Origin of the sequence: Pseudomonas syringae group sp. J248-6 (assembly GCF_032586995.1) — a bacterium.
In the GTDB taxonomy this organism is placed as follows: Bacteria; Pseudomonadota; Gammaproteobacteria; order Pseudomonadales; family Pseudomonadaceae; genus Aquipseudomonas; species Aquipseudomonas amygdali.
On the sequence record NZ_JAWHOP010000022.1, the window covers coordinates 41,890 to 66,445 of the forward strand.

Sequence of the window (24,556 nt, forward strand, 5' to 3'; positions counted from 1 at the left end):
GTAATGCCTTTCAGGACGCTCCGCGTCCTATCTACACGATTACCGGGAAACCCGAACCATGAGCCTCGCACCTCCCGCTCGCGAAGAGTATGAAATCACGCTGGAGCCTTTCACTCAGGAAGACTTGGCCCGCGACCTGCCCCTGGCGCAGCGCATCTGGCAACTGAGCTGGGTGCGCAAATGCGTGATCATGATCGCGCTGGCCGTCATCTGGGAGCTTGCCGCGCGCCTGCAGAACAACGACCTGCTGTTGCCGAGCTTTCTGCAAACGGCAGCCGCCTTTTATGACGGGCTGATTTCCGGCGAGTTGCCGGGCAAGGTCTGGATCTCCCTGACCGTACTGATTCAGGGCTACCTGATCGGCATCGTGCTGGCATTTGCCCTGACCACGCTGGCAGTGTCTACGCAACTGGGCCGCGACCTGCTCAGCACGCTAACCGCCATGTTTAACCCGCTACCGGCCATTGCCCTGCTGCCACTGGCGCTGCTGTGGTTCGGGCTGGGGCAGAACAGTCTGATCTTCGTGCTGGTGCACTCGGTGCTGTGGGCGCTGGCGCTCAATACCTACGCCGGTTTTCTCGGCGTTTCGGAAACCCAGCGTATGGCCGGGCGCAACTATGGCCTTAAGGGCTTGCGCTTTGTCTGGCACATCCTGATTCCCGCTGCGCTGCCATCGATCCTCGCCGGCTTGAAAATCGGCTGGGCTTTCGCCTGGCGCACGCTGATCGCCGCCGAGCTGGTGTTTGGTGCGTCGTCCGGCAAGGGCGGGTTGGGCTGGTACATCTTCCAGAATCGTAACGAGCTGTATACCGACAAGGTTTTTGCAGGTCTGGCGGCAGTCATTCTCATCGGTCTGCTGGTCGAGAACCTGCTGTTCGCCAATATCGAGCGCCTGACCGTCAAGCGCTGGGGCATGCAGCGTTGAAGCACCATCTTTTTTTGAAAAATCAGGGTGAGAATCACATGAACACTGCATTTCATCGTCCGGCGCTGACTGCATTGGCGGCGACACTTGGCCTGTTCGGTGCCCTGCTCAGCAGTGGCGCGCAGGCGGAAGGCAAGATCAGCATCGCTCAGCAATTCGGCATCGGCTACCTGATCCTCGACGTGGTGCGCGATCAGAAACTGATCGAGAAACATGGCAAGGAGCAGGGGCTGGACATCAAGGTCGACTGGAACAGCATCTCCGGTGCCACGGCGATGAACGAAGCGCTGCTGGCCGGCGCGCTTGACGTGGTGTCGGCAGGCGTGCCGCCGATGCTGACCGTCTGGGATCGCACCAAGGGCAAACAGAACGTCAAGGCGATTGCTTCGTTGGGTTCGATGCCCAACTACCTGCTGACCAACAACCCCAACGTGAAAACCATCAAGGACTTCACTGACAAGGACCGCATCGCTGTGCCGGCTGCTGGTGTGGGCTTTCAGTCGCGTACCTTGCAGATCGAGACCGCCAAGGTATTCGGTAACGACAACTACAAGAAATTCGACAACATCTCGGTGAGCCTGGCGCACCCGGATGCCACCGCAGCGCTGCTGGCGGGCGGCTCGGAAATCAACTCACACTTCTCCAGCCCGCCGTTCCAGTATCAGGCGCTGGAAAACCCCAACGTCCACAAAGTGCTCAGTTCCTATGACGTGCTGGGCGGTCAGGCGACGTTCAACGTGCTCTACACCACCGAGAAATTCCACGACGAAAACCCCAAAACCTACAAGGCGTTCTACGACGCGCTGGCCGAAGCCGAGAAAATCATCAAGGCCGACAAGCCCGCTGCCGCGCAGACCTACATCCGCGTCGAGCAATCGAAACTGCCGTTGCCACTGGTAGAGAAAATCGTCGCCGACCCGGAAATCGACTTCACCGTTACCCCGCAGCGCACCTTGATCTACGCCGAAAAACTGCATGAACTGGGCGTGTTGAAAAACAAGGCGGCGAGCTGGAAGGACTACTTCTTCGAAGAGGCGCACGGCACAGAGGGCAGTTGATCGACGCGTTTTGAAGATGACGCGGAGCGTCATGAAGGGCATTCCCACGCGGAGCGTGAGGAACGATAGAAGATCTCCCGGGCGCCTATCGTTCCTCACGCTCCAGCGTGGGAATGCCGTTCTGGACGCTCTGCGTCCTCTTCTGAACAAATCAGGTTACTTCCGCTCACGAAAAACCTGTCCTGCGGGACATTTCCTTCAGTCTTTTCTCTTTCCTGCGTATGACCTTTCCTAGAAAATCCCGGGCCCTTGTGCCTGCCAACTCTGCGCACTAGGCTGCGTCGGTCGCTGATTTTTCAGCGATCGGGTTTAGCAGCCTGTCCAGAGACACGCAGCGCAATTACCGCTTTATGGCGGCTTTGCGTGGGGCACTTTCGAGTGCGCCGGGTCTGTGTTCTCTACCGGTCTGCTAACCCGCGTCAAAGTCGCCACCCTTGTTTGTTTAGCAGCGAACATCTGATGGCCCTACTTGCAGAGGCACGCATGATGATCAACTCGACCCCGTCTCCACCGCTCCCCAACTCTCTTGAAGATTCCCTGATACAGGTCAGTGAAATACTGCGCTGTGCCTCTGCCACCGCTTCTGAAACCGGTGACAACCTTGAGGGCCTGAAACGTGATCTTGCGTTCTCGGTGGTGCATCTGATCAACATGGCCAAGGCCGAGCTGGAGCGCTCGCTGGAATGTGTTCAGAGCCACTGACAGCCCCTGACGCAACCTAGCAGTTCTACGAGTAGCCGCTGCGGTCCCTGCAATGCATTGTGTGTCTGAAGAGGCCTGCCTCGCCGATCAAGACCACTCCGGTTACTCACCATGCGCCAGCAAACTACCCTGTGCCGTTACCGCTATGACGCGCTTGACCGGCTCGCGACTCGTACGCCGATGGCAGGTGCCATTGCCCGCTCGTTCTATCAGTCCGACACCCTGGTCAGCGAGATTCAGGGGGCAGAACACGTTCGGTTCCTGCATCGAGACCGTCAGTTGCTGGCCACTCAGTCAGCGCTCGCTACGCTGTTGATCGGCTCGGACCAACAGCACAGCGTGCTCCACACCGTATCGGCCAGCTTGTCTGACCCTATCGCTTACACCCCCTATGGGCATAGGCAAGCGTTGAACCAACTGCCAGGCTTCAACGGTGAGCGCCCCGACCCATTGACCGGTCATTATCTGCTGGGCAATGGTTATCGCGCCTACAATCCCGTTTTGATGCGTTTCAACAGTCCTGACAGCCTGAGTCCGTTTGGCAAGGGTGGTATGAATGCCTATGCGTACTGCGCGGGTGATCCGGTTAATCGGTCTGATCCGACCGGGCATAAGATAGATGAGAGTCAGATACTTTCATTTGTGTGGATAGGGCTCGGTTTGTTCGGTGCTTACTTGGGTGTAAAAGCGGCTGTTCCTGCGATAAAGGCTGTCGCCAAGGGCAATGCTCCGCTATCAACGAAACTGACAGCTTCCTCGGCACTCGGCCAGATCGCAGCGAGCACCGTGTTTACCGTAAGCCGTGTAATCAACGCGGTCGACCCTGACGGCCCTGCCAAGGATGTTTTGCTCGCGACTGCAATAGGCATGGTGATTCCAGTGCTAGCCGTTAGGACATTCAACCCGCGCATCAAGCGTTGGGAGGATGCAGGGGCAGATATAAAACTGCTCAATGATAGGCGTTCAAGTTTAAAAAGTGAGTTCGCTGATACCGCTAGCGCCATTCGAGGAACACGCCCTTGGGGTGATCCGGCAGACGAATTGAGTCGCATGATGTACTGATACGTTTATCTGTACATGAATTCTCCAGCCTGATTCACCTGAACGCTTACTCCATCATCAGGGAAAGATAATGGCTACCCTCTGCACGTACACCTACGACCCGCTGGACCGTGTCTCCACATTGGACCCGCTGGCTCAGGCCATCTCCAACCGGTTCTACAACGGCGAGCAACTGATGACCGAGTTGCAGGGCGACAGGCAACGAACCTGTGTCCGCGCAGGCGGCCAGTTACTGGCGCAGCAGGATCGCGCGGGCGAAGAGGTCGTGACGACGATGATCGCCGGCGACCTGCGCAACAGCGTTCTGCACGTGAGCGAAGACGGGAGGCAGGCTGATATCGCCTACACGCCGTTCGGGCATCGTCAAGCCGAGCAAGCTATTGCAGAACTACCCGGTTTCAACGGCGAGCAGCCTGACCCGGTAACCGGCCATTACCTGCTCGGCAATGGCTATCGCGCCTACAACCCGGTGCTGATGCGCTTTAACAGCCCGGACAGTTTTAGCCCGTTTGGTGAGGGTGGGTTGAATGCGTATGCGTATGCGCTAAACAATCTGATCAAATACATAGACCCGACCGGGCATTTTTCGTCTTTCTTAAGTGGGGTTTTGGCGGCTGGTTTATTGCTCACTGGAGGTGGGTCAATTTATGTGTCTACTCACGTAAAAGAATCGAATCCAACGCTCAGTGGGGTGCTTATGGGCGTGGGCAGTGTGTTAGCTGTTGCGGGCGTTGGTTTTGCTCTGAGTTCAATTGTAAAGAAGGCTGCTGGAGTGGGGCGTTCAATCCCTGACCCGGAGAGTATCGGGCTTGCTAGCCGGGGCCCTGGTTTGCCATTCAGAAACTCGATAAAATTTACACGTTGGCAAACCGCTGCTGGGTTGCAGGATGCACCCTTTACATTGCCACGAGCAAAACTATTATCATCAAACCCTGCACCGGCAAGGTCGTCTGTTCGCAGAAGAGTTGACCCTACATACAAAAATACAAGAGAGCTTAAGTTTAAAAAGGCTTTATCTCGTGTCCACAAGATGCCAACTCTTACTGAAGAGTTGCCGACTAACATTCGCCAGGGTACTGAATCGTTGGCTTAATCGATAAGCTACGTTTAATTTCGGCAGTGACGCTCAAGGCAACGTCTCTGCCGAAATTCGTACCAGCAAAACTCAAAATAAATGCGCTGAGTCCCTTTGGGCCAATCACTCATTTGAAGGTCTTTCTTGTCTACCCACTTTCTGCCCAGTTAATGAACGCTCCCTCTCGCGCACAGTCGCATAGTCACGCTATTCTCTCGCCCTATCGCGCCCGCATCCGGCAGCCGCACAAGGAGTCTGCATGCCCGTTCTTCCTTCTAGACTGGTTACATTCGGTCTCGCTGCTGCCTTGGCGATGTTAACGGGGTGTGGCGAGGAAAAACCGGCGGCGCCCGAACTGCCCAGGGTTTATGTGCAAACGGTAAAAAGTGCCGACTTCGCCGCCAGTGTCGCCCTGACCGGTGATGTTCAGGCGCGGGTGCAGACCCGGCTTTCATTCCGGGTCAATGGCAAGATCATTCAGCGTAATGTCGATGTGGGCGACCGGGTCACTGCCCGGCAGGTGCTGGCCCGGCTTGATCCGAAGGATTTGCAGATCAATGTCGATTCGGCCGCAGCCTCTGTGGCCGCCGAGCAGGCCCGCGTGAATCAGGCCAGCGCTGCTTTCGTCCGGCAACAAAAGCTGCTGCCCAAGGGCTATACCAGCCGCAGTGAATATGACTCGGCCCAGGCCGCCTTGCGCGGCAGCGAAAGCTCGTTGAAGGCTGCGCAGGCGCAACTGGCCAATGCCCGTGAACAATTGGGGTATACCGCACTAGTCGCGGATGCGCCGGGTGTGATCACCGCGCGTCAGGCTGAAGTCGGGCAGGTGGTGCAGGCCACGATGCCGATTTTCGATCTGGCACGCGACGGTGATCGGGATGCGGTGTTCAATGTCTACGAGTCCCTGTTCGTTCAGCCGCCGACCAATCAGCCTGTGCAGGTCACGCTGCTCGACAACCCGGACATCAAGGTCAGCGGCAAAGTACGCGAAGTGACCCCGGCAGTCTCGGCGCAAACCGGCACTTTACAGGTCAAGATCGCGCTCGATCCGCTGCCTGAAGGCATGGACCTGGGCTCGGTAGTCAGCGTGGCGCTGAGCGCACCGGCCAATGCCAGTGTCGAGCTGCCTTGGGCGGCGCTGACCAAGGACCTTGGCGAGCAGTTGGGCAAGCCCGCCGTGTGGGTGGTGGACGAGCAGGGCAAAGTCAATTTGCGCAGGGTCACCGTTACTCGTTATCTGACCGCCAAAGTCATCATCGGCGACGGGCTTAAAAGTGGAGAGAAAGTCGTGGTGGCAGGCGGACAGTTGTTACACCCGGACATGCAGGTCGAGATTGCCGAACAGCCCAAACAGCAGAACGCGCAGGTGCAGCCATGAAGCGTTTGTCGTCATGCCTGTTGTTGGGTGGCCTTCTGTCCAGTGGCTTTCTGTTGAGTGGCTGCGGCAAGGACGAGGCCCCTCCGGAACCGGTGCGTCCTGTCGTGTTCGTCGAAGCCAAGCCTGAGTCAAATCAGGATTTCGGGCGTTTTGCCGGCAATATTCAGGCGCGTTATCAGAGCGTGTTGGGTTTTCGTGTGGCGGGACGTATTGCCCGGCGCAACGTCGACGTAGGCGCTGAAGTGAAGAAAGGCGATTTGCTCGCCACCCTTGATCCGACCGATCAGCAGAATACAGTGCGTGCCCGGCAGGGCGACCTGGCCAATGTGCAGGCGCAGTTGATCAACGCTCAGGCCAACGCCCGCCGCCAGCAGGAGCTGTTTGATCGCGGCGTCGGTGCCCAGGCACAACTGGACATCGCCCTGACCGATCTGAAGACCGCCAGCTCGTCGCAGGAACAGGCCAAAGCCGCTGCACAACAGGCCCGCGATCAATTGAGCTACAGCGAGCTGCGCAGTGATCACGATGCTGTGGTCACCGAATGGAAAGTTGAAGCCGGTCAGGTTGTTACGGCCGGGCAGGAAGTCGTGACCCTGGCGCGGCCGGACATCAAGGAAGCGGTGATCGACCTCCCTGACACACTGGCCGACCAGCTGCCGTCCGACGTGGTATTCACGGTAGCCAGTCAGTTGAATCCGGAAGTGAATACCACCGCCACCATTCGTGAAATCGAACCTCAGGCCGACCGCACCACACGTACCCGCCGTGCACGTCTGACGCTGGCGCAAACGCCAGCGGCGTTCCGGCTGGGCACGGCCATCAGCGTGACGCTCAGCTCGACCATCACGCCGCGCATGCGTTTGCCGATCAATGCCTTGCAGCAGGCCGATGGCAAAAGCCAGATATGGATCGTCGACCCGCAAAACCAGACGGTGAACCCGAGGGCTGTGAACATTATCAGCCGTGACAGCAACAGTTTCGTGCTGGCCGATGGCGTCAAGGCAGGTGAAAAAGTGGTGAGCGCGGGCGTCAACAGCCTCAAGCCGGGCCAGAAAGTCAAAGTCGATGAGGAAAGCCCGCGATGAAAGGGAATTTCAATCTGTCTGAGTGGGCCATCAAGCATCAATCGTTTGTCTGGTATCTGATGTTTGTCGCGCTGCTGATGGGCGTGTTTTCCTACATGAAGCTTGGGCGCGAGGAAGACCCGTCCTTCACTATCAAGACCATGATTATCCAGACCCGCTGGCCGGGCGCGACGGTGGACGAGACTCTCGAGCAAGTCACCGACCGCATCGAGAAGAAGCTCGAAGAGCTGGACTCGCTGGACTACGTGAAGAGCTATACCCGACCGGGCGAATCCACGGTCTTCGTCTACCTGCGTGACACCACCAGCGCCAAGGCGATACCGGAAATCTGGTATCAGGTGCGCAAGAAAGTCGATGACATCCGTGGCCAGTTCCCGCAGGGGCTGCAAGGCCCGTCGTTCAACGACGAGTTCGGCGATGTGTACGGCTCGATCTATGCGTTTACCGCAGACGGTTTCTCGATGCGCCAGTTGCGTGACTACGTCGAGAAGGTTCGCGCCGACATCCGCGACGTGCCCGGGCTGGGCAAGGTCGAGATGATCGGTCAGCAGGACGAAGTGGTGTACCTGAACTTCTCGACACGCAAACTCGCAGCATTGGGCATCGACCAGAGCCAGGTGGTGCAAAGCCTGCAATCGCAGAACGCGGTGACGCCTGCCGGGGTTATAGAAGCCGGGCCGGAGCGGATCTCGGTGCGTACCTCCGGCCAGTTCGCGTCCGAGAAGGATCTGGCTGCAGTCAATCTACGCATCAATGACCGTTTTTATCGTCTGAGCGACATTGCTGACATAACCCGTGGCTACACCGATCCGCCCAAGCCGCTGTTCCGCTTCGATGGCAAACCGGCGATCGGCCTGGCCATCGCGATGCAGAAGGGCGGCAATATCCAGTCGTTCGGCAAGGCGCTGCACGAACGTATGGACGCTACCACAGCGGAGCTGCCAGTCGGCATTGGCGTGCACAAGGTGTCGGATCAGGCCGAGGTGGTGAACAAGGCTGTGGGCGGCTTCACCAGCGCGTTGTTCGAGGCAGTGATTATCGTGCTGTTGGTCAGCTTCGTCAGCCTCGGGTTTCGCGCAGGGTTGGTGGTCGCGTGTTCGATTCCGCTGGTGTTGGCGATGGTGTTCGTGTTCATGGAATACAGCGGCATCACCATGCAACGGATTTCCCTCGGCGCGCTGATCATCGCCCTCGGCCTGCTGGTGGACGACGCCATGATTACCGTGGAAATGATGGTCACACGTTTGGAAATGGGTGAATCCAAGGAGCAGGCTGCGACGTACGCCTATACCTCGACAGCGTTCCCGATGCTCACCGGTACGCTGGTGACCGTGGCCGGCTTTGTGCCGATCGGGCTGAACAACAGCTCGGCGGGGGAATACACATTCACACTGTTTGCCGTGATTGCCGTGGCGATGCTGGTGTCGTGGTTGGTCGCCGTTCTGTTCGCACCGGTGATCGGCGTGCACATTCTGAGCGCCAACATCAAACCGAAATCCGAAGAGCCGGGCCGCATCGGCCGGGCATTCAACGGCAGCATGCTCTGGGCCATGCGCCATCGCTGGCTGGCGATTGCCATCACGGTAGGGTTGTTCGCCGCGTCGCTGTTCTCCATGCAGTTCGTGCAGAACCAGTTCTTCCCGTCTTCGGACCGCCCGGAAATTCTGGTCGACCTGAACCTGCCGCAGAACGCCTCAATCAACGAAACGCGCAAGGTGGTGGATCGTTTTGAAGCGAGCCTCAAGGACGATCCGGACATTGAGCGCTGGAGCACCTATATTGGCCAGGGCGCGCTGCGTTTTTACCTGCCCCTTGATCAGCAACTGGAAAACCCGTTCTACGCCCAGCTGGTGATTGTCAGCAAAGGCCTGGAGGAGCGGGGCGCGTTGACTGCCCGTCTGCAAAAACGCTTGCGTGATGACTTCGTCGGCATCGGTTCGTATGTGCAGGCGCTGGAGATGGGCCCTCCAGTGGGTCGTCCGTTGCAGTATCGCGTCAGCGGCGAGAACATCGACAAGGTGCGCCAGCACGCCATCGAGCTGGCCAAACTGCTCGATCACAACTCGCATGTGGGCGAAGTGATCTATGACTGGAACGAGCCGGGCAAGGTGCTGCGCATCGATATCAATCAGGACAAGGCCCGGCAGTTGGGCCTGTCGTCGGAAGACGTCGCCAAGCTGATGAACAGCGTGGTCAGCGGTTCTACCGTGACCCAGGTGCGTGATGATATCTATCTGATCAATGTGATCGGACGTGCTGAAGACGCAGAACGCGGCACGCCGGAAACCCTGCAGAACCTGCAAATCGTGACCCAGACTGGAGCATCCATTCCGCTGCTGGCGTTCGCCACCGTTGGTTACGAGCTGGAGCAGCCGTTGGTCTGGCGCCGCGATCGCATGCCGACCATCACCGTGAAAGGCGCGGTACGGGACGCGATTCAGCCAACCGATCTGGTCAAACAGCTGCAACCTGAAATCGACAAGTTCGCCGCTGGCCTGCCGGTCGGCTACAAGGTTGCAACGGGCGGCACGGTCGAAGAAAGCAGCAAGGCGCAGGGGCCGATCGCCAGCGTTGCGCCGCTGATGCTGTTCCTCATGGCAACGTTCCTGATGATTCAGTTGCACAGCATTCAGAAGATGTTTCTGGTGGCCAGTGTCGCGCCTCTGGGCTTGATCGGCGTGGTGCTGGCGCTGATTCCGACGGGGACGCCACTGGGGTTCGTGGCGATTCTCGGTGTACTGGCGCTGATCGGCATCATCATCCGCAACTCGGTGATTCTGGTGACCCAGATCGATGCCTATGAAAAGAGCGGCTACCTGCCGTGGGACGCCGTAGTCGAAGCCACCGAGCACCGCCGCCGCCCGATTTTGCTGACCGCGGCCGCGGCGAGCCTGGGCATGATCCCCATTGCGCGGGAAGTGTTCTGGGGCCCGATGGCCTACGCCATGATCGGTGGCATCATCATCGCCACGTTGCTGACCCTGCTATTCCTGCCTGCGTTGTACGTGGCCTGGTACCGCATCAAGGAACCAACCGACGAACAGCGTCGCGAAGCGGCGGACAAGGATGACGATGAGCAGGTACGGCTTGCGCATTGAGTAATATGTGTTCTGCCACCTTTGAAAGGTGGCAGAGTCGCTGGTGCGGTAATTAGTCGGACAAAGTCAGGCTAAGGTTGGCGAACCGCACTGGGCCGAACGGCGAGGCCTTTGTCAGGCCTGAAGGCGAAAAGCTGGAGGTGTCCGCCGGGGCAGATATATTCAAGAAGCATTTCCTGAGCTGCGCCTGGAAATCGAAGTCGCCAGAATAATGCACCCATTCCTGAGTTGCGAAGTTTACGACCTGCGTCAGATTAATCGCACCCTCAATGTTGTAGCCGCCCACGACTACAACGAAAAACACCTCGCCTACGTTCTCTGCGTTAAGAACGTCGAACTCGAGATGCAGACGCTGGGGGGGCAGTTCAATAATCGACTGGCTTACGGTCACTCCGGTATTCAGCTTGATGCTTTGACCTTCACCTTCCATGGGCTTGAAATCTGGCTCAAAGCCCGCTGGGGCTGTCCAGTGAGTAAGATTGTCGCTGAAATCGCCATTTTTCAGATATTCGGTCGCCATGATCAGTTCCTTTGATCGATTCGGATGGATACAAGCCGCCTGTTTAAGTGGCTGAATCTATCCTAAGGCGCACCGGTTGCTGAACGATACTGTCAGAAGTACCAGCACACGAACTGCGCAGCGCCGCACATCACTGACGCCGCCAGACGCTTGCCAGCCAAGGCTGCTGCTCTCTCGGCAACCCGGCGGGGCGGTAGTAGTGTTCCAGCTCGCTAAACCCGGCTTCGGTCAGCAGTTCGCGCCATGTTTCGAGGTCGTGGTACGCGCCGTAACGCTCGCCGTTCCAGCCTTCCTGATTCTCACCACGCGGGTTGGAGCTGAACAGCACGCCGCCCGGTTTGAGCGTGGCATACAGTTCGCGCAGCACGCGTGGCAGCTCCTGTCTGGGGATGTGGAACAGCACTGCGTTGGCGAAGAGGCCATCGAAGCGGCCTTGCGGCAGGTCGAGTTCGAGGAAGTTCTGCTGTAGCACTTCGCAACCGGTCTCGGCGCGGGCCATTTCGGCGAAACGTTCGGAGCCATCGAGCCCGACCGCCACATGGCCCATTGCTGTGAACGTCTTCAAATCACGCCCCGGCCCGCAGCCGAAGTCGAGAATCTGCCACGGTGCCGGGCCTTCGATATGCCGCAACAGGGCATCGATGTTCTGGCTGACGTCGTGGTCGCGTGTGCCTTCGCGAAATTCGTCGGCCACGCTGTTGTAATGGCTGACAGTGGTCGAGGTAATCTGCGCAAGCGTGTGAGGGTCGAGTTTCATCAGGGGCGGTCCGGTAAAGGAAGACCGCCAATATACCCTCGCTGCGTTGCGGCTGCTCAGCGCCTGTCGAAGCTGCGCGCCAGCCGGTCACCGCCCAGTTGCACCAGCGCTACGACCGCCACCAGCAAGACGATCACGGTCAGCATCACCTGCGTATCGAAGCGCTGATAGCCGTAGCGATAGGCAATGTCGCCCAGCCCGCCTGCGCCGATGGCACCGGCCATGGCTGATGAGTTGATCATCGTCACCAGCGTGATGGTAAAGCCGCCGACGATGCCGGGGCGCGCTTCTGGCAGCAATACGTGCCAGATGATGTGCCAGCGCCGACAGCCCATCGCTTGCGCCGCTTCGACCAGGCCGTGATCGACCTCGCGCAGGCTCACTTCGGCGATCCGTGCAAAGAACGGCGTGGCTGCAATGGTCAGCGGTACAACGGCTGCCCAGACCCCATACGTGGTGCCGACGATCATCCGCGTGAAGGGGATCAGCGCGACCATCAGGATCAGGAAGGGAATAGAGCGAAACAGGTTTACGAAGGCGCCCAGCACGCGGTTGATCCCCGGTGCTTCATAGATGCCGCCTTTGGAACTGGTGACCAGAATCACTGCCAGCGGGATGCCCAGCAGCAGTGCGATCAATGACGACACACCGACCATCAGAAACGTGTCGAGAGTGCCTTGCAGCAAACGATCAACCCACATAACCCAATACCTCCGCGCGTGGCGCCAGTGTGCGGGCGCGTGCCAGCAACTCGTCGCGTGTATGCACTGAGCCGGCGACCGACAGAATCAAGTGGCCGATGGCCCGCTCCTGAATCCGCTCGACCCCGCCCTGCAGCAATTGCACCTTGCCGCCCAGTGCGGCAAACAGCGCGGCCAGATCAGGCCCCTGGTCACTGGCACCGGTAAAATGCACATCCAGTAACAGGGCTGCATCAGGCCGTTGCGGCTGATCGCTCAGACGCTCGGCCCACTCCTTCGGCAGCCCGGTTTGCAGCGGTGCCAGCAGGGTTTTGCTGACGTCGTGCTGTGGGTCGCCAAACACTTGCCAGACCGGCCCTTGCTCGACTATCCGGCCTTGCTCCAGCACCACAACGCGGTGGCAGATATCACGAATAACCGCCATTTCATGGGTGATCAGCACGATGGTCAGGCCCAGGCGCTGATTGATCTCGCGCAGCAGGCCGAGGATCGACTGGGTGGTTTCCGGGTCCAGCGCTGAAGTGGCTTCGTCGCACAGCAGAATCGCCGGGTCGTGTACCAGCGCGCGGGCGATGCCGACACGCTGTTTCTGTCCGCCGGACAGTTGCGCGGGATACGCCTTGTGCTTGTCCTGCAAGCCCACCAGTTCCAGTAACTGCGCGACCTTTTGCGCGCGTTGCTCCTTGGGCACGCCTGCGACCTTGAGCGGCAGTTCGACGTTCTGCCAGACGGTCTTGGCCGACATCAGATTGAAGTGCTGGAAGATCATGCCGATGCGTCGGCGCAGCTCCACCAGTTTGTCTTCGTCGAACTCGCCGATGTCCACCTGATCGATCAGCACCCGGCCGCTGCTGGGTTGTTCCAGGCGATTGATAGTGCGGATCAGCGAGGATTTGCCTGCGCCGCTGCGGCCAATGATGCCGAATATCTCGCCGCGCTGGACAGCCAGGTCGATATTGCCCAGCGCTTCAACGGGGCCTTGCTTGCCGTGATAGGTCTTGCCCAGGTTGATGAACCGCACATGGGCGCGATTCAGCTCCGGGTGCAGCTCGGCCTGTTGCGCCAGTGTGCTTGCGCTCGGGGTGTTGAGTGGCAGTTGGCGTTGCGCGGTTGCGGTCATTCTTTCCATCCCGCCTGGTAAAGCTTGCCGTTGACCTTGTCGAGCGAAGCGCGGACGACGGGCGAGTGCTGATAGATATCGACGAATTTAGCCAGACGCGGATCATCTTTATGATCAGGTTTGATCACGAACTGAATGACGTATTCCGGGTGGTCCAGACCATCGAACAGGATGGCCGAGTCGGCGGGAAAGGTCTTGGCCAGACGGATATAGGCAGGGTAGCCCTGTACCAGATCGGCGTCATCGTAGGCGCGCACCAGTTGCACGGCTTCAACCTGAATGATCTTGAGCTTTTTCGGGTTGGCGGTGATGTCTTCCTCGGTCGCCTTGTAGCCGACGCCTTGCTTGAGGGTGATCAGCCCGGCCTTGGCCAGCAATTGCAGGCCGCGTCCGCTGTTGATCGGGTCATTGGCAATGGCCACGGTAGCGCCGGTCGGCAGCTCATCAAAGCTTTTGTACTTTTTCGAGTACAGACCCACGTTGTTGATGATCCCCGGCGCATAGGGCACCAGGCCGAAACCGGCGGCTTCATTGGCGTTGGTCAGGAAAGGGATGTGCTGGAAGTAGTTCACGTCGATATCGCCTGCGGCGAGGGTGACGTTGGGCGCGATCCAGTCGGTGAATTCGACCAGCTCGACTTTCAGGCCCTGCTTGCCAGCTTCTTCGACAGCGGCTTCAAGCGGTATGGCGAAGGCTGCCGTGGTGCCGACTTTCAAGGGCTTGTCGTCAGCGTAAGCGGTCAGGGTCAACAGCCCGAGGGCCAGTGCAGCGAGGGTTTTGCTCATGGTGCGGTCCTTTAATAAAGTCTCGTTCCTCACGCTCCAGCGTGGGAATGCATGTCGTGACGCTCTGCGTCACAAGGGACGCGGAGCGTCCTGAACGGCGTGCCAACGCGGAGCATTGGTACGATAATCAAGCTCTGAAGCCCGCTCCCGCGTGCCGTTGCGGCAATCGATCCGTGCCTTCCGGAAATAGTTTTTTGCGCAGGCTGCCGTCTTCGTAAGCGGTCTTGTAGGACCCGCGGCGTTGCAGCTCCGGGATCACCAGATCGATGAAGTCCTCGTAGCTCTCTGGCGTGACGATGCGGGTCAGGTTGAAACCGTCCAGGCCGGTTTCTGCAATCCACGATTCCAGCTCATCAGCGACCTGTTCAGGCGAGCCGACCAGGGTGATATAACGGCCGCCCAGCGCGTGCTGATCGAGCAGTTTCTGGCGGGTCCAGTCGTTGTTTTTCAGGTTTCTGGTCGCGGACTGAATGGCGTTGCTCTTCACGTATTGAATGGGTTCGTCCAGTTCGTATTCGGCAAAATCGATACCGGTCGATGCCGCAAAGTGCGCCACGCCTGCTTCGGCGCTGGCATGGTGGCGGTACTCGGCGTGTTTCTCCCGAGCCAGCGCCTCGGTCGCGGCGACAATGACGTTAAGGCCCATGAACACCTTGATGTCCTCCGGGTTGCGCCCGGCCTTCACTGCGCTGGCGCGCACCTTGTCTACCTGCTCGCGGGTCGCGGTCTTGTTCTGGCCGCTGATGAACACGCATTCTGCGTTCTGCCCGGCAAACTGCAGGCCGCGCTCCGAACTGCCAGCCTGAAACAGCACCGGCGTGCGTTGCGGTGACGGCTCGCACAGGTGGTAGCCCTCGACCTGATAGAACTCGCCCTGGTGCCGTACCTTGTGCACTTTGCCCGGCTGGGCATAGACGCGCTGTTCGCGGTCGTTGATGACGGCATCGTCTTCCCAGCTGCCTTCCCAGAGCTTGTAGAGTACCTCCAGGTATTCATCGGCCTGATCGTAACGGCGGTCGTGCTCGTTCTGCTCGGTCAGACCCATCGCCCGCGCCGCGCTGTCGAGGTAGCCGGTCACGATGTTCCAGCCCACCCGGCCACGGCTCAGATGATCGAGTGTCGACATGCGTCTGGCGAACAGATAGGGCGCGTCGTAGGTCAGGTTGGCCGTCAGGCCGAAGCCCAGGTGTCTGGTCACGCCAGCCATTGCCGAAACCAGCAGCAGCGGGTCGTTGACCGGCAACTGGATGGCTTCCTTGAGGGTGACGTCCACCGAGTTCTGATAGACGTCGTACACGCCCACGATGTCGGCGATGAACAAACCGTCAAACAATCCGCGCTCCAGCAGTTTCGCCAGATCGGTCCAGTATTCCAGGCTGTTGAATTGCGTTGAGGTATCACGCGGATGCGTCCACAGACCATGATTGATATGGCCGATGCAGTTCATGTTGAACGCGTTGAGGAGGATCTTTTTACGCGCCATCAGATCGTCCCCCGCAACGGAGGATTGGTGTCGTTGAGGTAGTAATTGCCGATGGCGTGAAACTTCCAGCGTACCGGGTCGTGCAGCGTATGAACGCGCGCGTTGCGCCAGTGGCGATCCAGGCCGTGTTCAGCCAGTGTCGATTGACTGCCCGCCAGTTCGAACAACGTGCTGCCAGCCGCCAGGGAAATCTCCGTGCTGATGGCGCGGGCTTCGGCCACGGCTATTGATGCGGCGGCCACGGTGCGGGCATTGCTGTCTGCCTGGGCAACGTCGAGAAACTCCCCGGCCCGCTCCAGCAGTGCTTCGGCGGCGTGCAGGCGAATACCCAGCTTGCCGAAGCTGTGCAGCGTCAGCGGGTCGTCCACGGCCTTTTCGATACCCGAGTCGATCCAAGGCCGGGTGCGCGTCTGCACGAAGGTCAAGGCGTCCTCAAAGGCTGCGCGGGCGATGCCGGTGTCGATAGCGGCATGAAGAATCTGCGCCAGCGGCCCGACTGTAGTGGGGCGCTGGAAAGCGCTCTGGAACGGCACGACGTCGTTGGCGCGGACGTACACGTTGTCGAACAGCACCGAGCCGCTGCCCGTGGTGCGCTGCCCAAAACCGCTCCAGTCGTCGATGACGGTCAGGCCTTCGCTGTCATGCGCGACGAAAACCAGTTGCTGCACACCCTCGTCGTCGATCACCGAGGTGGGAATACGTTGCGCATACAGCGCGCCGGTCGCGTAGAACTTGCGTCCGTTGATGCGATAACCGTCGCCGTCGCGGGTCAGGCGAGTGGTGCGGTCGTGTGCCGTTTTGGTTCCCAGTTCGGCCAGCGCGTTGCCGAACCGCACGCCAGCCAGCGCCTCGGCATACAGCTGCGCCTGTTGCTGCGGGTTGCCGTTCACGCGCAGCACTTCGAGGGCATAGAAATGGTTTTGCGGAATCTGGCCCAGCGAGCCATCGGCTTCGGAAATCAGCTGTATCACCTTGGCCAGCGTAACGTTTGAAACACCCGCGCCGCCAAAGGCCTTCGGGACACTGATGCCCCACAGACCGGACTGACTGAACAGGTCGAGTTCGGCATGAGGCAAACGACGCTCGCGGTCGCGTTGCGCGCTGTCGGTCTTGAAGTGCAGGGCCAGTTCGCGGGCTGTTTGCAGGGCCTGAGCGTCACTGGTAATCAGCGCTGCGTGGTCGCGCGCCTGAAGGTTGGAACTCATCAAAGGTGTTCTCCAGTGGTCTGGTTCAGATCCAGGAATGGCGAGCAGGCAGAGTGCCGTTCAAATGCCAGGTGCCGACTGCGTGGTATTTCCAGCGCACCGGGTCGTGGAGGGTATGGACGCGTGCGTTACGCCAGTGGCGGTCGAGATTGAACTCGGCCAGGGTCGCGCGGCTGCCTGCCAGTTCGAACAGCTTTTCGCTGGCCAACAAGGAGATTTCGGTGGTCAGTACCTTGGCACGCGCCACGGCGATGGAGGCGCGGGCTGCCGAATGTTCATCAATGGGCGCAGCGTTGATTTCGTCGAGTTCCTGACCCGCCTTGCGCAGTAAGGCTTCGGCGGCGTGTAGCTCAAGTTTCAGCTTGCCGATGTCGGCAATCACGTAGAGATCGTCGCTGGCACGCTCGACGTTGGCGTCGATCCACGGACGGGATTTCTCGCGAACGAATGCAATCGCATCATCAATTGCACCGCGAGCAATGCCCGCGTCTATCGCAGCCTGGATCAACTGCGATACCGCGCCCTGAATATTGGGCGTCAGGGACAGACGCCAGTTGTCGACCACCTGCCCGGCGTCGACCGCAACGTTGTCGAGCAGCACGGTGCCGCTCGCGGTGGTGCGCTGGCCAAAGCCCGACCAGTCATCGACGATGCGCAGGCCCGGTGTGCCACGTTTGACGAAGGCCATGATCTGTCGGCCCTGATCATCCAGCGCCTTGACCGCGACCCAATGCGCAAACAATGCGCCGGTGGAATAGAACTTCTGTCCGGTGATGGTCAGGCGGTCGCCATTGGCGGTGATCCGTGCCTTGAGTTCCAGCGTGTTTTTGGTGCCGCGTTCCGGCCCGGCGTTGCCAATGCGCCAGCCGTCCAGGACGCTCTGAAACAGTGTTTTTTTCTGCTGTTCGGTGGCGCTGCCCTGCAGCAGGTGCAGAATGCCGAACTGGTTTTGCGGAATTTGTCCCAATGCGGGGTCGGCAGCAGAAATGATCCTGAACACTTCGGCCACCGTGACGAACGATACTTGCGGACCGCCGTACGCGCGCGGGATGGATATGCTGCCCAGTCCGCTACGGGTGAATTGTTCGATTTCAGCCCACGGCAAAGCGCGTTGCCGATCGCGGCTTGCAGCGTTGATCCTGGCTGCCGCTGCCAGTTCATGAGCGGCTGCAATGGCCTCGGCGTCGTTTTGCAACACCTTGGCCGCAAGCAGGTGGGGAGCGACGTCAGGCTCTTGTGAAGCCTGGACGTGGTGGGCCGCTACCGCCGCTGGATCAGACTCGCGTCGCTCACCGTCAGTAGGTACAGCCCTGGGTTTATCCACAGGGGTAGTTGTGAAAGGGACCATCGGAACCTCGTAGCAGTAGACCGCATCAAGTGCGGCTGGAAAACATCACGATGTCCGGTGGTCCGGTATATATACCCTAAGCGTGTATAAAAAATTTTAAAACGTGATTTTTGGAATAAGCATAGACAGTAATTGTCAGTCGTTTGCGTCCGTTCAGTGCCTCAACCGACGTCACCCGAGGTGCCAGACCAAGGTGCGAGATGAACACCGTTGACGCCTGAATGATTTCGCCGTTTATTGCACGCTCGGCAGAGGTTTAAAAAGTAGCGGACATAAGTTACCAATGTTTATTTTATTGATGACTGCTATTACCGTGCCGGCCATTTTGCTGGTGATTTTTTAAGGAGCCTCGATTATTCGATTCGTCGTATTCAATCAGTTGAATGGCCCAGTGGCTGAACCCTTATTACCCGTGGCGGAGCCCAGAGCGAGTTGTTACCCACGCGGTCGATAACACAGTAAGTCACTTCCAGTTGTTGTTCCTCTCCGCCTTCCAGTATCAGCTCGGGCGGCACGACAAGGTCGACAGGTTCACCGACGTCTTCGGCAACAAGCGGTGGCAGGTCCATACGCAAATCGCCCCAGCGCACAGTGATCTCGTCGTGAACAGCCATGTTCAGGTACGGCTCGATGGTCATCGGCAAACCGCCTTCCAGGTGCCTGCGCGACAGTCCTCGACGTATCACCGATGGCACAACATACAGCGGTGCCAGCCCTTGGTTTTCTTCCGTGTTGGTGCTGACCAATTGTCCGCCTGGGGCGTTCAGCTTCACCCACAGCTTGCGGCAGGGCGAGGTGACGGGCACACCGCCTATTTTCATGACCCGGTAGTAAGTTCTTGCCTTGCCGTTCTGTAGAAAGCTTTCCGGCACACGTAGGACAACGGGTTTGCCGATGTCGGATGCCTTCAATATTTTTGACGCGACGTAACAGCCGTCCCAGAACAGTTCGATCAGGTCTCCCTCGTCCATGCTGTCGTAGGGTTCCACATGAACAAGCAGTTGAGAGGCGCCTCTCACGCCTATGCCATGTCGGCTGGCCAGCGGTATGGAAGGGGCGGACAGGCCCAGAGGGGTCGGTTTGCAAATGATTTGGCTCATGTACAGGTGCTCCTGATAATCAATAGTTCAAGTAAAGATTCGTCATAAATTGTCATGTTGAAGGAATAAGAGGTGCGGTTAAGACGGTGGGATAAGTACCTTAAATATCCAACTTATGGCAAACATTACAAATGGTATGAAAAGGGGGCTTGAAACTTTGGTGTCTCACTAACTGAATGATGTGTGTGAGCTAATGGGCTTTGCGGGCACTTGTCAATATGCGGGTGACGTTTGCTAGTGTTTTACTTGAAAACCGGAGACTTCCTACACGGTTTATTTGGAACTGTTTACTTCGCGATAAACAATCGTCCTACCACAAAGTACCCATAGCAACAGGCAGTAACCGACAGAGGAGGGCTCGGAAGAGGGTATTCGGCAAGGTGCGTCTGCTTCAGGCCAGCCGACTACGAATCAGGTATGAGAGCTGACGTAGGCCGATTTTATTATTTCGATGATTTTTCGGAAAATTACGCGGGAATTGAGCAAGGATCTTGAACGATTAACGCCCTCTGAAATGTAAGAAAAAAGCAGCGCCGTTGATGGACGCTGCTTTTTTTAGGTGCCTACCGGCATGATCAGTGACGAGTGCGCTCAAGAAACTGCCGTGTGCGCTCTTCCTTGGGGTTGGCGAACAGTGCTTTGGCTTCGCCTTGCTCCACGATCACCCCCTTGTCGATGAAGATCACCCGGTTGGCGACCTCTCGTGCAAAGCTCATCTCGTGGGTGACGATCACCATCGTGCGCTTTTCTTCGGCCAGGGCGCGAATAGTGGTCAGCACCTCGCCAACCAGTTCCGGGTCCAGTGCCGAGGTTGGCTCGTCGAACAGAATCACTTGCGGCTCCATCGCCAGCGCCCGTGCAATCGCCACGCGCTGCTGCTGCCCGCCCGAGAGACGACGCGGGTAGGCGTCTTCCTTGCCGTTCAGCCCCACCTTGGCAAGCAGTTTCCTGCCCAGCGCCTCGGCGGCTTCCCGCGCGACCTTTTTGACCACCACCGGGCCTTCAATGACGTTTTCCAGCGCGGTGCGATGTGGAAACAGATTGAAGTTCTGAAACACGAACCCTACCTGCTGGCGCAACTGGCGAATCAACCCTTGTTGCTGGTTCATGGAACGTGTGCCATCGATCTCGATGTCACCCACCTTGATCCTGCCGCTGTCTGGCGTCTCCAGCAGGTTCAGGCAGCGCAGCAGGGTGGTCTTGCCCGAGCCGCTGGGGCCGATGATGGCGACGACTTCCCCGGCTTCGATACGTAGATCAATGCCCTTGAGCACCTGATTGCCTTTGAATTCCTTGGTGAGTTTTTCAACGACTATCATGCGTCAGGTCTCCAGATCATGCCGGTTGACCCTGGCTTCCAGCTTGTTTTGCAGGTGCGAGAGCGCCGTGGCAAGGATCCAGTAGATCAGTGCGGCGGCCAGGTACATGGTGAAAATTTCAAAGGTGCGGGCGGTGATCAATTGCGCCTGGCGGAACAGCTCCGGCACCTGAATGGTGGCGGCCAGCGCGGTGTCCTTGACCAGCGAAATGAAACTGTTGCCCAGTGGCGGCAAGGCCGTGCGTGCTGCTTGCGGCAGTATGGCCCGGCGCATGGTCTGCCAGCGGGTCATGCCGATGCTTGCGGCAGCTTCCCACTGACCACGCTCCACGGAACTGATAGCCGCGCGCAGAATCTCGCAGGCATAGGCGGCCATGTTCAGCGAAAAGCCGATCAGTGCCGCGCTCAGGGGTTCAAGCTGGATACCCAGTTCCGGCAGGCCGTAATAAATCACGAACAGCTGGACCAGCAAGGGCGTACCGCGAAAGAACGACACGTAGATGCGTGCAATCCAGTTCACCAGCTTGAAGCGCGACAGGCGCATCAATGCCAGGCCGAAGCCCAGCAGCAACCCGAAAAACATCCCGCCCAGGCTGAGGAAGACGGTGTAATACGCGCCCTTGAGCAGAAAGGGCGCGGAGTCCAGCGCGAGCTGAAGGCTCTCTTCGATCATTTGGTGACGTCAGCGTTGAAGTATTTCTTCGACAGTTTTTCCAGGGTGCCGTCGGCACGCAGTTTGTCGATGGCCTTGTCGATAGCTGCCTGCAACTCGGGTTCGCCTTTGCGCAGGGCAATGCCAGACTCCTGACGGGAAAACGCGTCACCTGCGGGCACCAGTTTGTCTTTGGTCTTGGTGGCCATTTCCAGAGCTGCCAGGCGATCAACGAGAATCGCGTCGATACGGCCTACACTCAGGTCCTGAATTTTGCTCGGGTCATCGTCATAGGTTTTGACGATTGCGCCCGGGACGTTTTCCTTCAACCATTGTTCGTAGTTGGTGCCCAGCCCCACGCCAACCTTCTTGCCGGTCAGGTCCTTGGCTGTCTTGATGGTGTCTGCGTTCTTCTTCAGAACCAGCGCCTGAATGCCGGACACGGTGTAGGGCTCGGAGAAGTCGTACTTCTTCTTGCGCTCCTCGGAGATGGTCACCTGATTGATCACCACATCCAGACGCTTGGAATCCAGAGCGGCCAGAATGCCGTCCCATTTCGATGGCTGGATCTTGGCTTTCACACCCAGTTCCTTGGCCAGCGCTTCGGAAAACTCGACTTCGAAGCCGGTGAGCTTGCCGTTTTCATCGACGAAGCTGAACGGCGGGTAAGTGCCTTCAAGGCCCACATTAAGCGTGCCGCTATCCTTGATTTTCTGCAGTTGCTCGCCAGCCATGGCTTGCCCGGCGATACCGGTACCGAGCATCAAGCCCAGTGCCGAGAAAAGAAACGTGCGACGAATAGCGGAAATGTTCATGCGAGCCCCTTGTTGGTATGGAAGTGTCTGGCCATTTTCTGACCCGACTCAAGCAACATCGTGCTGATTATTCAGCTTTTTTTCAGGCAGTTACGTCAGGTGTTGCGTCAGAGTTGTTGCCTGCCGGGCGCGACTATATAGCCATCTGCTTATGAGGAAAAATAACAAAAAAAGTTATTTTTCCTATCAAAAGGCATAAAAGCTGCGCCGGCTGAAAAGTTACTGATCGAACGCATCCGGGTAGGCAAACAGCGCCGGAGCACCGCCAGTGTGCAGAAAGATCAGCGGGCCGTCGTTGAAGCGTTGACGGCCAATGCCATCCAGCAAGCCGGACATGGCCTTGCCGGTATAAACCGGGTCCAGCAACAGCCCTTCGTGGCTGGCCACCAGCTTGATCGCCGCCAGCGTACCGGCGTTCGGTTCGCCATAACGCGGAGCGAAATACTCGTCCCACAGTTCAACCTTGAAATGCTCCGGCAGGGCGATATCCAGTAATTCTGCCGTGCGCTCGGCCAAGCCCTGCACTTTGGGCAGTTGTGCTTCTTCACTGCGCGAAACGGTCACGCCGATAACCGGCAATTGCGGCAACTCGTGAGCCAGTGCCAACGCCAGGCCGCTGTGGGTGCCCGCGCTGCCGGAGGCCAGAACAACCGCCGCAAAGTCGATGCCGGTCTGCTTGATCTGCTCAGCCAGTTCCAGCCCGGCGCGAACATAACCCAGCGCACCGACCGGGCTTGAGCCACCGATGGGCACCAGATAAGGCTTCTTGCCGCTGGAGCGCAGACGCGCAGCCAGCGCGTGCAGTTGTTCGTCGGCGTTGTCGAGGTTTTCGACCAGCTCGACCTTCGCATCGAACAGCTCCAGCAGCAGGCGATTGCCGTTTTTCAGGTAACTCGGGTCTTCGGTGCCGATGGGGTTTTCCAGCAGCGCCACGCAGCCCAGGCCCAGGCGCGCCGCCAGGGCCGCGGTCTGGCGAACATGGTTGGACTGGATAGCGCCCGCAGTGATCAGCGTGTCGGCGCCTTGGGCCAGCGCGTCTGCGGCGAGGTACTCGAGTTTGCGGACCTTGTTGCCGCCCAGCGCCAGTGTGGTGGTGTCATCACGCTTGATGTAGATATCGCGATCAGCCCAGATCGACAGGCGCTCAAGCTTTTCCAGAGCCGTCGGCGCGCTGATCAAGTCCAGGCGATTGAAACGGGCAAGCTGATTTTTGATCATGGTGGTCGGTAAGCCGTGTAAAGAGTCACCGGACTATAGGCAGACGTTTCCCGCACGGCAACTTATCTGTGCTTACGGCACTGCTGGCGTATTCCTACAGAAATTGTTGTTTTTTTCGCCTGAATGTTTGCCGTAGAGTGGCAACAGCAGCGGCCAGCACTGTCGGTCGCCACCCTTCACATCAAGGAGAGTCAAGCGTGAGCGATATTCCAGAAGCATCCGCCGACGGCCGTTCCAGCCACTGGCAGTTGCAGCTGATCGTCAGCCAGTTGCGCGGCGCGCGTGAAGACTGGCGAGCGCGCAACCGTCGGGTAAGCGGCGAGCACGGCGGGCGCGAACTGCCTTCGCGTGCAGCCATGGGGGAAATTCTTGAAGCGCTGAGCGGGGCGTTGTTCCCGATGCGGCTTGGCCCGGTGGACCTGCGTGAAGAAAGCGAAGATTTCTACGTGGGGCATACGCTGGATGTGGCACTCAATGCGCTGCTGGCCCAGGCCCGCCTGGAGCTGCGCTATGTGGCCCATCAGCAGGGCGGTGACCTGAAGAGCATCGATGCGCGAGCGCTCGAGCTGATTCAGGGTTTCGCCATGGCCCTGCCGGGTATTCGTCTGTTACTGGACACCGACGTCCTGGCCGCCTACCACGGCGACCCGGCCGCACGCAGCGTCGATGAGGTGCTGCTGTGCTACCCCGGCATTCTGGCGGTGATCCACCATCGTCTGGCGCACCATTTGTATCGCGCCGGTCTGCCATTATTGGCGCGCATCAGCTCGGAGATCGCCCATTCGGCGACCGGTATCGACATTCATCCGGGCGCGCAGATCGGCCCGAGCTTCTTTATCGACCATGGAACAGGCGTGGTAATTGGCGAAACCGCGATCATAGGCGAGCGGGTGCGGATCTATCAGGCCGTTACTCTGGGCGCCAAGCGCTTCCCGTCGGACGAGGACGGCCAGTTGCAGAAAGGCCATGCACGGCATCCAATCGTTGAAGACGACGTGGTGATCTACGCGGGTGCGACTATTCTGGGGCGCATCACCATTGGCAAGGGTTCGACCATCGGCGGCAATGTCTGGCTGACGCGCAGCGTACCGGCAGACTGCAACCTGACCCAGGCCAATTTGCTGCAACAGGATGATTGCAGCAAGAAGTGA

General features: G+C 58.8%; 22 protein-coding genes. 9 read left to right on the forward strand and 13 right to left on the reverse strand.

The window, feature by feature from the left end:
- The first annotated feature begins 58 nt into the window (after positions 1-58).
- The 8 genes from RYC17_RS22170 (at position 59) to RYC17_RS22205 (ending at position 10,383) form a co-directional block, all read left to right on the forward strand.
- The gene (locus RYC17_RS22170; RefSeq protein ID WP_003317308.1) at positions 59-925 is read left to right on the forward strand and encodes an ABC transporter permease; all 867 of its coding nucleotides are present in this window, start codon (positions 59-61) and stop codon (positions 923-925) included.
- A gap of 38 nt (positions 926-963) precedes the next feature.
- Positions 964-1,983 carry an ABC transporter substrate-binding protein gene (locus tag RYC17_RS22175; protein WP_316904479.1) on the forward strand — a complete coding sequence of 340 codons (1,020 nt, stop codon included), beginning with the start codon at positions 964-966 and terminating at the stop codon, positions 1,981-1,983.
- A 486-nt stretch (positions 1,984-2,469) separates the two neighbouring features.
- On the forward strand, positions 2,470-2,685 hold the full coding sequence (locus RYC17_RS22180; RefSeq protein WP_005747748.1) for a DUF6124 family protein: 216 nt from the start codon (positions 2,470-2,472) through the stop codon (positions 2,683-2,685).
- Between the two features lie 111 nt (positions 2,686-2,796).
- Positions 2,797-3,747 (forward strand): RHS repeat-associated core domain-containing protein, encoded by a 951-nt coding sequence (locus RYC17_RS22185; protein ID WP_316904481.1) that lies wholly within the window; start codon positions 2,797-2,799, stop codon positions 3,745-3,747.
- 70 nt (positions 3,748-3,817) lie between these two features.
- Positions 3,818-4,840: an RHS repeat-associated core domain-containing protein gene (locus RYC17_RS22190; RefSeq protein WP_316904483.1), complete on the forward strand. Its 1,023-nt coding sequence runs from the start codon at positions 3,818-3,820 to the stop codon at positions 4,838-4,840.
- Between the two features lie 241 nt (positions 4,841-5,081).
- Positions 5,082-6,200: an efflux RND transporter periplasmic adaptor subunit gene (locus tag RYC17_RS22195; protein ID WP_058408296.1), complete on the forward strand. Its 1,119-nt coding sequence runs from the start codon at positions 5,082-5,084 to the stop codon at positions 6,198-6,200.
- Positions 6,197-7,285, forward strand: a complete 1,089-nt coding sequence (locus RYC17_RS22200) for an efflux RND transporter periplasmic adaptor subunit (protein ID WP_057404580.1) — start codon at positions 6,197-6,199, stop codon at positions 7,283-7,285. The genes RYC17_RS22195 and RYC17_RS22200 overlap by 4 nt, the downstream gene beginning before the upstream one ends.
- Entirely contained in the window at positions 7,282-10,383 is a 3,102-nt protein-coding gene (locus RYC17_RS22205) for an efflux RND transporter permease subunit (protein ID WP_122258880.1), read from the forward strand. Before RYC17_RS22200 ends, RYC17_RS22205 begins: the two co-directional genes overlap by 4 nt.
- 52 nt (positions 10,384-10,435) lie before the next feature.
- Here RYC17_RS22205 and RYC17_RS22210 read toward each other — a convergent pair whose 3' ends face one another.
- From RYC17_RS22210 to RYC17_RS22270, 13 genes are all read right to left on the reverse strand, one after another.
- Entirely contained in the window at positions 10,436-10,903 is a 468-nt protein-coding gene (locus RYC17_RS22210) for a hypothetical protein (RefSeq protein ID WP_122258879.1), read from the reverse strand.
- A gap of 130 nt (positions 10,904-11,033) precedes the next feature.
- Positions 11,034-11,660 carry a class I SAM-dependent methyltransferase gene (locus RYC17_RS22215; RefSeq protein ID WP_122258878.1) on the reverse strand — a complete coding sequence of 209 codons (627 nt, stop codon included), beginning with the start codon at positions 11,658-11,660 and terminating at the stop codon, positions 11,034-11,036.
- Positions 11,661-11,716: 56 nt separating this feature from the next.
- Complete coding sequence (locus RYC17_RS22220) at positions 11,717-12,361, reverse strand: methionine ABC transporter permease (RefSeq protein ID WP_002551596.1); 645 nt, start codon at positions 12,359-12,361, stop codon at positions 11,717-11,719.
- Positions 12,351-13,481: a methionine ABC transporter ATP-binding protein gene (locus RYC17_RS22225; protein WP_122258877.1), complete on the reverse strand. Its 1,131-nt coding sequence runs from the start codon at positions 13,479-13,481 to the stop codon at positions 12,351-12,353. Before RYC17_RS22225 ends, RYC17_RS22220 begins: the two co-directional genes overlap by 11 nt.
- The gene (locus RYC17_RS22230) at positions 13,478-14,266 is read right to left on the reverse strand and encodes a MetQ/NlpA family ABC transporter substrate-binding protein (RefSeq protein WP_004654148.1); all 789 of its coding nucleotides are present in this window, start codon (positions 14,264-14,266) and stop codon (positions 13,478-13,480) included. The genes RYC17_RS22225 and RYC17_RS22230 overlap by 4 nt, the downstream gene beginning before the upstream one ends.
- 127 nt (positions 14,267-14,393) lie before the next feature.
- Entirely contained in the window at positions 14,394-15,749 is a 1,356-nt protein-coding gene (locus RYC17_RS22235; RefSeq protein WP_122258875.1) for an LLM class flavin-dependent oxidoreductase, read from the reverse strand.
- Positions 15,749-16,954, reverse strand: coding sequence for an SfnB family sulfur acquisition oxidoreductase (locus RYC17_RS22240; protein ID WP_122258874.1), 1,206 nt, complete (start codon positions 16,952-16,954; stop codon positions 15,749-15,751). The genes RYC17_RS22235 and RYC17_RS22240 overlap by 1 nt, the downstream gene beginning before the upstream one ends.
- 25 nt (positions 16,955-16,979) lie before the next feature.
- Positions 16,980-18,152, reverse strand: a complete 1,173-nt coding sequence (locus tag RYC17_RS22245) for an SfnB family sulfur acquisition oxidoreductase (RefSeq protein ID WP_227449378.1) — start codon at positions 18,150-18,152, stop codon at positions 16,980-16,982.
- A 521-nt stretch (positions 18,153-18,673) separates the two neighbouring features.
- The gene (locus RYC17_RS22250) at positions 18,674-19,402 is read right to left on the reverse strand and encodes a hypothetical protein (protein ID WP_058402801.1); all 729 of its coding nucleotides are present in this window, start codon (positions 19,400-19,402) and stop codon (positions 18,674-18,676) included.
- Between the two features lie 575 nt (positions 19,403-19,977).
- Positions 19,978-20,721 carry an L-cystine ABC transporter ATP-binding protein TcyN gene (tcyN, locus tag RYC17_RS22255; RefSeq protein WP_122258872.1) on the reverse strand — a complete coding sequence of 248 codons (744 nt, stop codon included), beginning with the start codon at positions 20,719-20,721 and terminating at the stop codon, positions 19,978-19,980.
- A 3-nt stretch (positions 20,722-20,724) separates the two neighbouring features.
- Positions 20,725-21,393, reverse strand: a complete 669-nt coding sequence (gene tcyL, locus RYC17_RS22260; protein WP_080394778.1) for a cystine ABC transporter permease — start codon at positions 21,391-21,393, stop codon at positions 20,725-20,727.
- Entirely contained in the window at positions 21,390-22,187 is a 798-nt protein-coding gene (gene tcyJ / locus RYC17_RS22265) for a cystine ABC transporter substrate-binding protein (RefSeq protein ID WP_122258871.1), read from the reverse strand. The genes tcyL and tcyJ overlap by 4 nt, the downstream gene beginning before the upstream one ends.
- 219 nt (positions 22,188-22,406) lie before the next feature.
- Positions 22,407-23,405, reverse strand: coding sequence for a D-cysteine desulfhydrase (locus RYC17_RS22270; protein WP_002551606.1), 999 nt, complete (start codon positions 23,403-23,405; stop codon positions 22,407-22,409).
- Positions 23,406-23,602: 197 nt separating this feature from the next.
- On the opposite strand from RYC17_RS22270, the gene epsC reads away from it, so the two are divergent.
- Positions 23,603-24,556: a serine O-acetyltransferase EpsC gene (epsC, locus tag RYC17_RS22275; RefSeq protein ID WP_122258870.1), complete on the forward strand. Its 954-nt coding sequence runs from the start codon at positions 23,603-23,605 to the stop codon at positions 24,554-24,556.

Coding starts and splice junctions, on each gene's coding strand:
- RYC17_RS22170 (WP_003317308.1), top strand. CDS start 59: ATGAGCCTCGCACCTCCCGCTCGCGAAGAGTATGAAATCACGCTGGAG.
- RYC17_RS22175 (WP_316904479.1), top strand. CDS start 964: ATGAACACTGCATTTCATCGTCCGGCGCTGACTGCATTGGCGGCGACA.
- RYC17_RS22180 (WP_005747748.1), top strand. CDS start 2,470: ATGATCAACTCGACCCCGTCTCCACCGCTCCCCAACTCTCTTGAAGAT.
- RYC17_RS22185 (WP_316904481.1), top strand. CDS start 2,797: ATGCGCCAGCAAACTACCCTGTGCCGTTACCGCTATGACGCGCTTGAC.
- RYC17_RS22190 (WP_316904483.1), top strand. CDS start 3,818: ATGGCTACCCTCTGCACGTACACCTACGACCCGCTGGACCGTGTCTCC.
- RYC17_RS22195 (WP_058408296.1), top strand. CDS start 5,082: ATGCCCGTTCTTCCTTCTAGACTGGTTACATTCGGTCTCGCTGCTGCC.
- RYC17_RS22200 (WP_057404580.1), top strand. CDS start 6,197: ATGAAGCGTTTGTCGTCATGCCTGTTGTTGGGTGGCCTTCTGTCCAGT.
- RYC17_RS22205 (WP_122258880.1), top strand. CDS start 7,282: ATGAAAGGGAATTTCAATCTGTCTGAGTGGGCCATCAAGCATCAATCG.
- RYC17_RS22210 (WP_122258879.1), bottom strand. CDS start 10,903: ATGGCGACCGAATATCTGAAAAATGGCGATTTCAGCGACAATCTTACT.
- RYC17_RS22215 (WP_122258878.1), bottom strand. CDS start 11,660: ATGAAACTCGACCCTCACACGCTTGCGCAGATTACCTCGACCACTGTC.
- RYC17_RS22220 (WP_002551596.1), bottom strand. CDS start 12,361: ATGTGGGTTGATCGTTTGCTGCAAGGCACTCTCGACACGTTTCTGATG.
- RYC17_RS22225 (WP_122258877.1), bottom strand. CDS start 13,481: ATGACCGCAACCGCGCAACGCCAACTGCCACTCAACACCCCGAGCGCA.
- RYC17_RS22230 (WP_004654148.1), bottom strand. CDS start 14,266: ATGAGCAAAACCCTCGCTGCACTGGCCCTCGGGCTGTTGACCCTGACC.
- RYC17_RS22235 (WP_122258875.1), bottom strand. CDS start 15,749: ATGGCGCGTAAAAAGATCCTCCTCAACGCGTTCAACATGAACTGCATC.
- RYC17_RS22240 (WP_122258874.1), bottom strand. CDS start 16,954: ATGAGTTCCAACCTTCAGGCGCGCGACCACGCAGCGCTGATTACCAGT.
- RYC17_RS22250 (WP_058402801.1), bottom strand. CDS start 19,402: ATGAGCCAAATCATTTGCAAACCGACCCCTCTGGGCCTGTCCGCCCCT.
- tcyN (WP_122258872.1), bottom strand. CDS start 20,721: ATGATAGTCGTTGAAAAACTCACCAAGGAATTCAAAGGCAATCAGGTG.
- tcyL (WP_080394778.1), bottom strand. CDS start 21,393: ATGATCGAAGAGAGCCTTCAGCTCGCGCTGGACTCCGCGCCCTTTCTG.
- tcyJ (WP_122258871.1), bottom strand. CDS start 22,187: ATGAACATTTCCGCTATTCGTCGCACGTTTCTTTTCTCGGCACTGGGC.
- RYC17_RS22270 (WP_002551606.1), bottom strand. CDS start 23,405: ATGATCAAAAATCAGCTTGCCCGTTTCAATCGCCTGGACTTGATCAGC.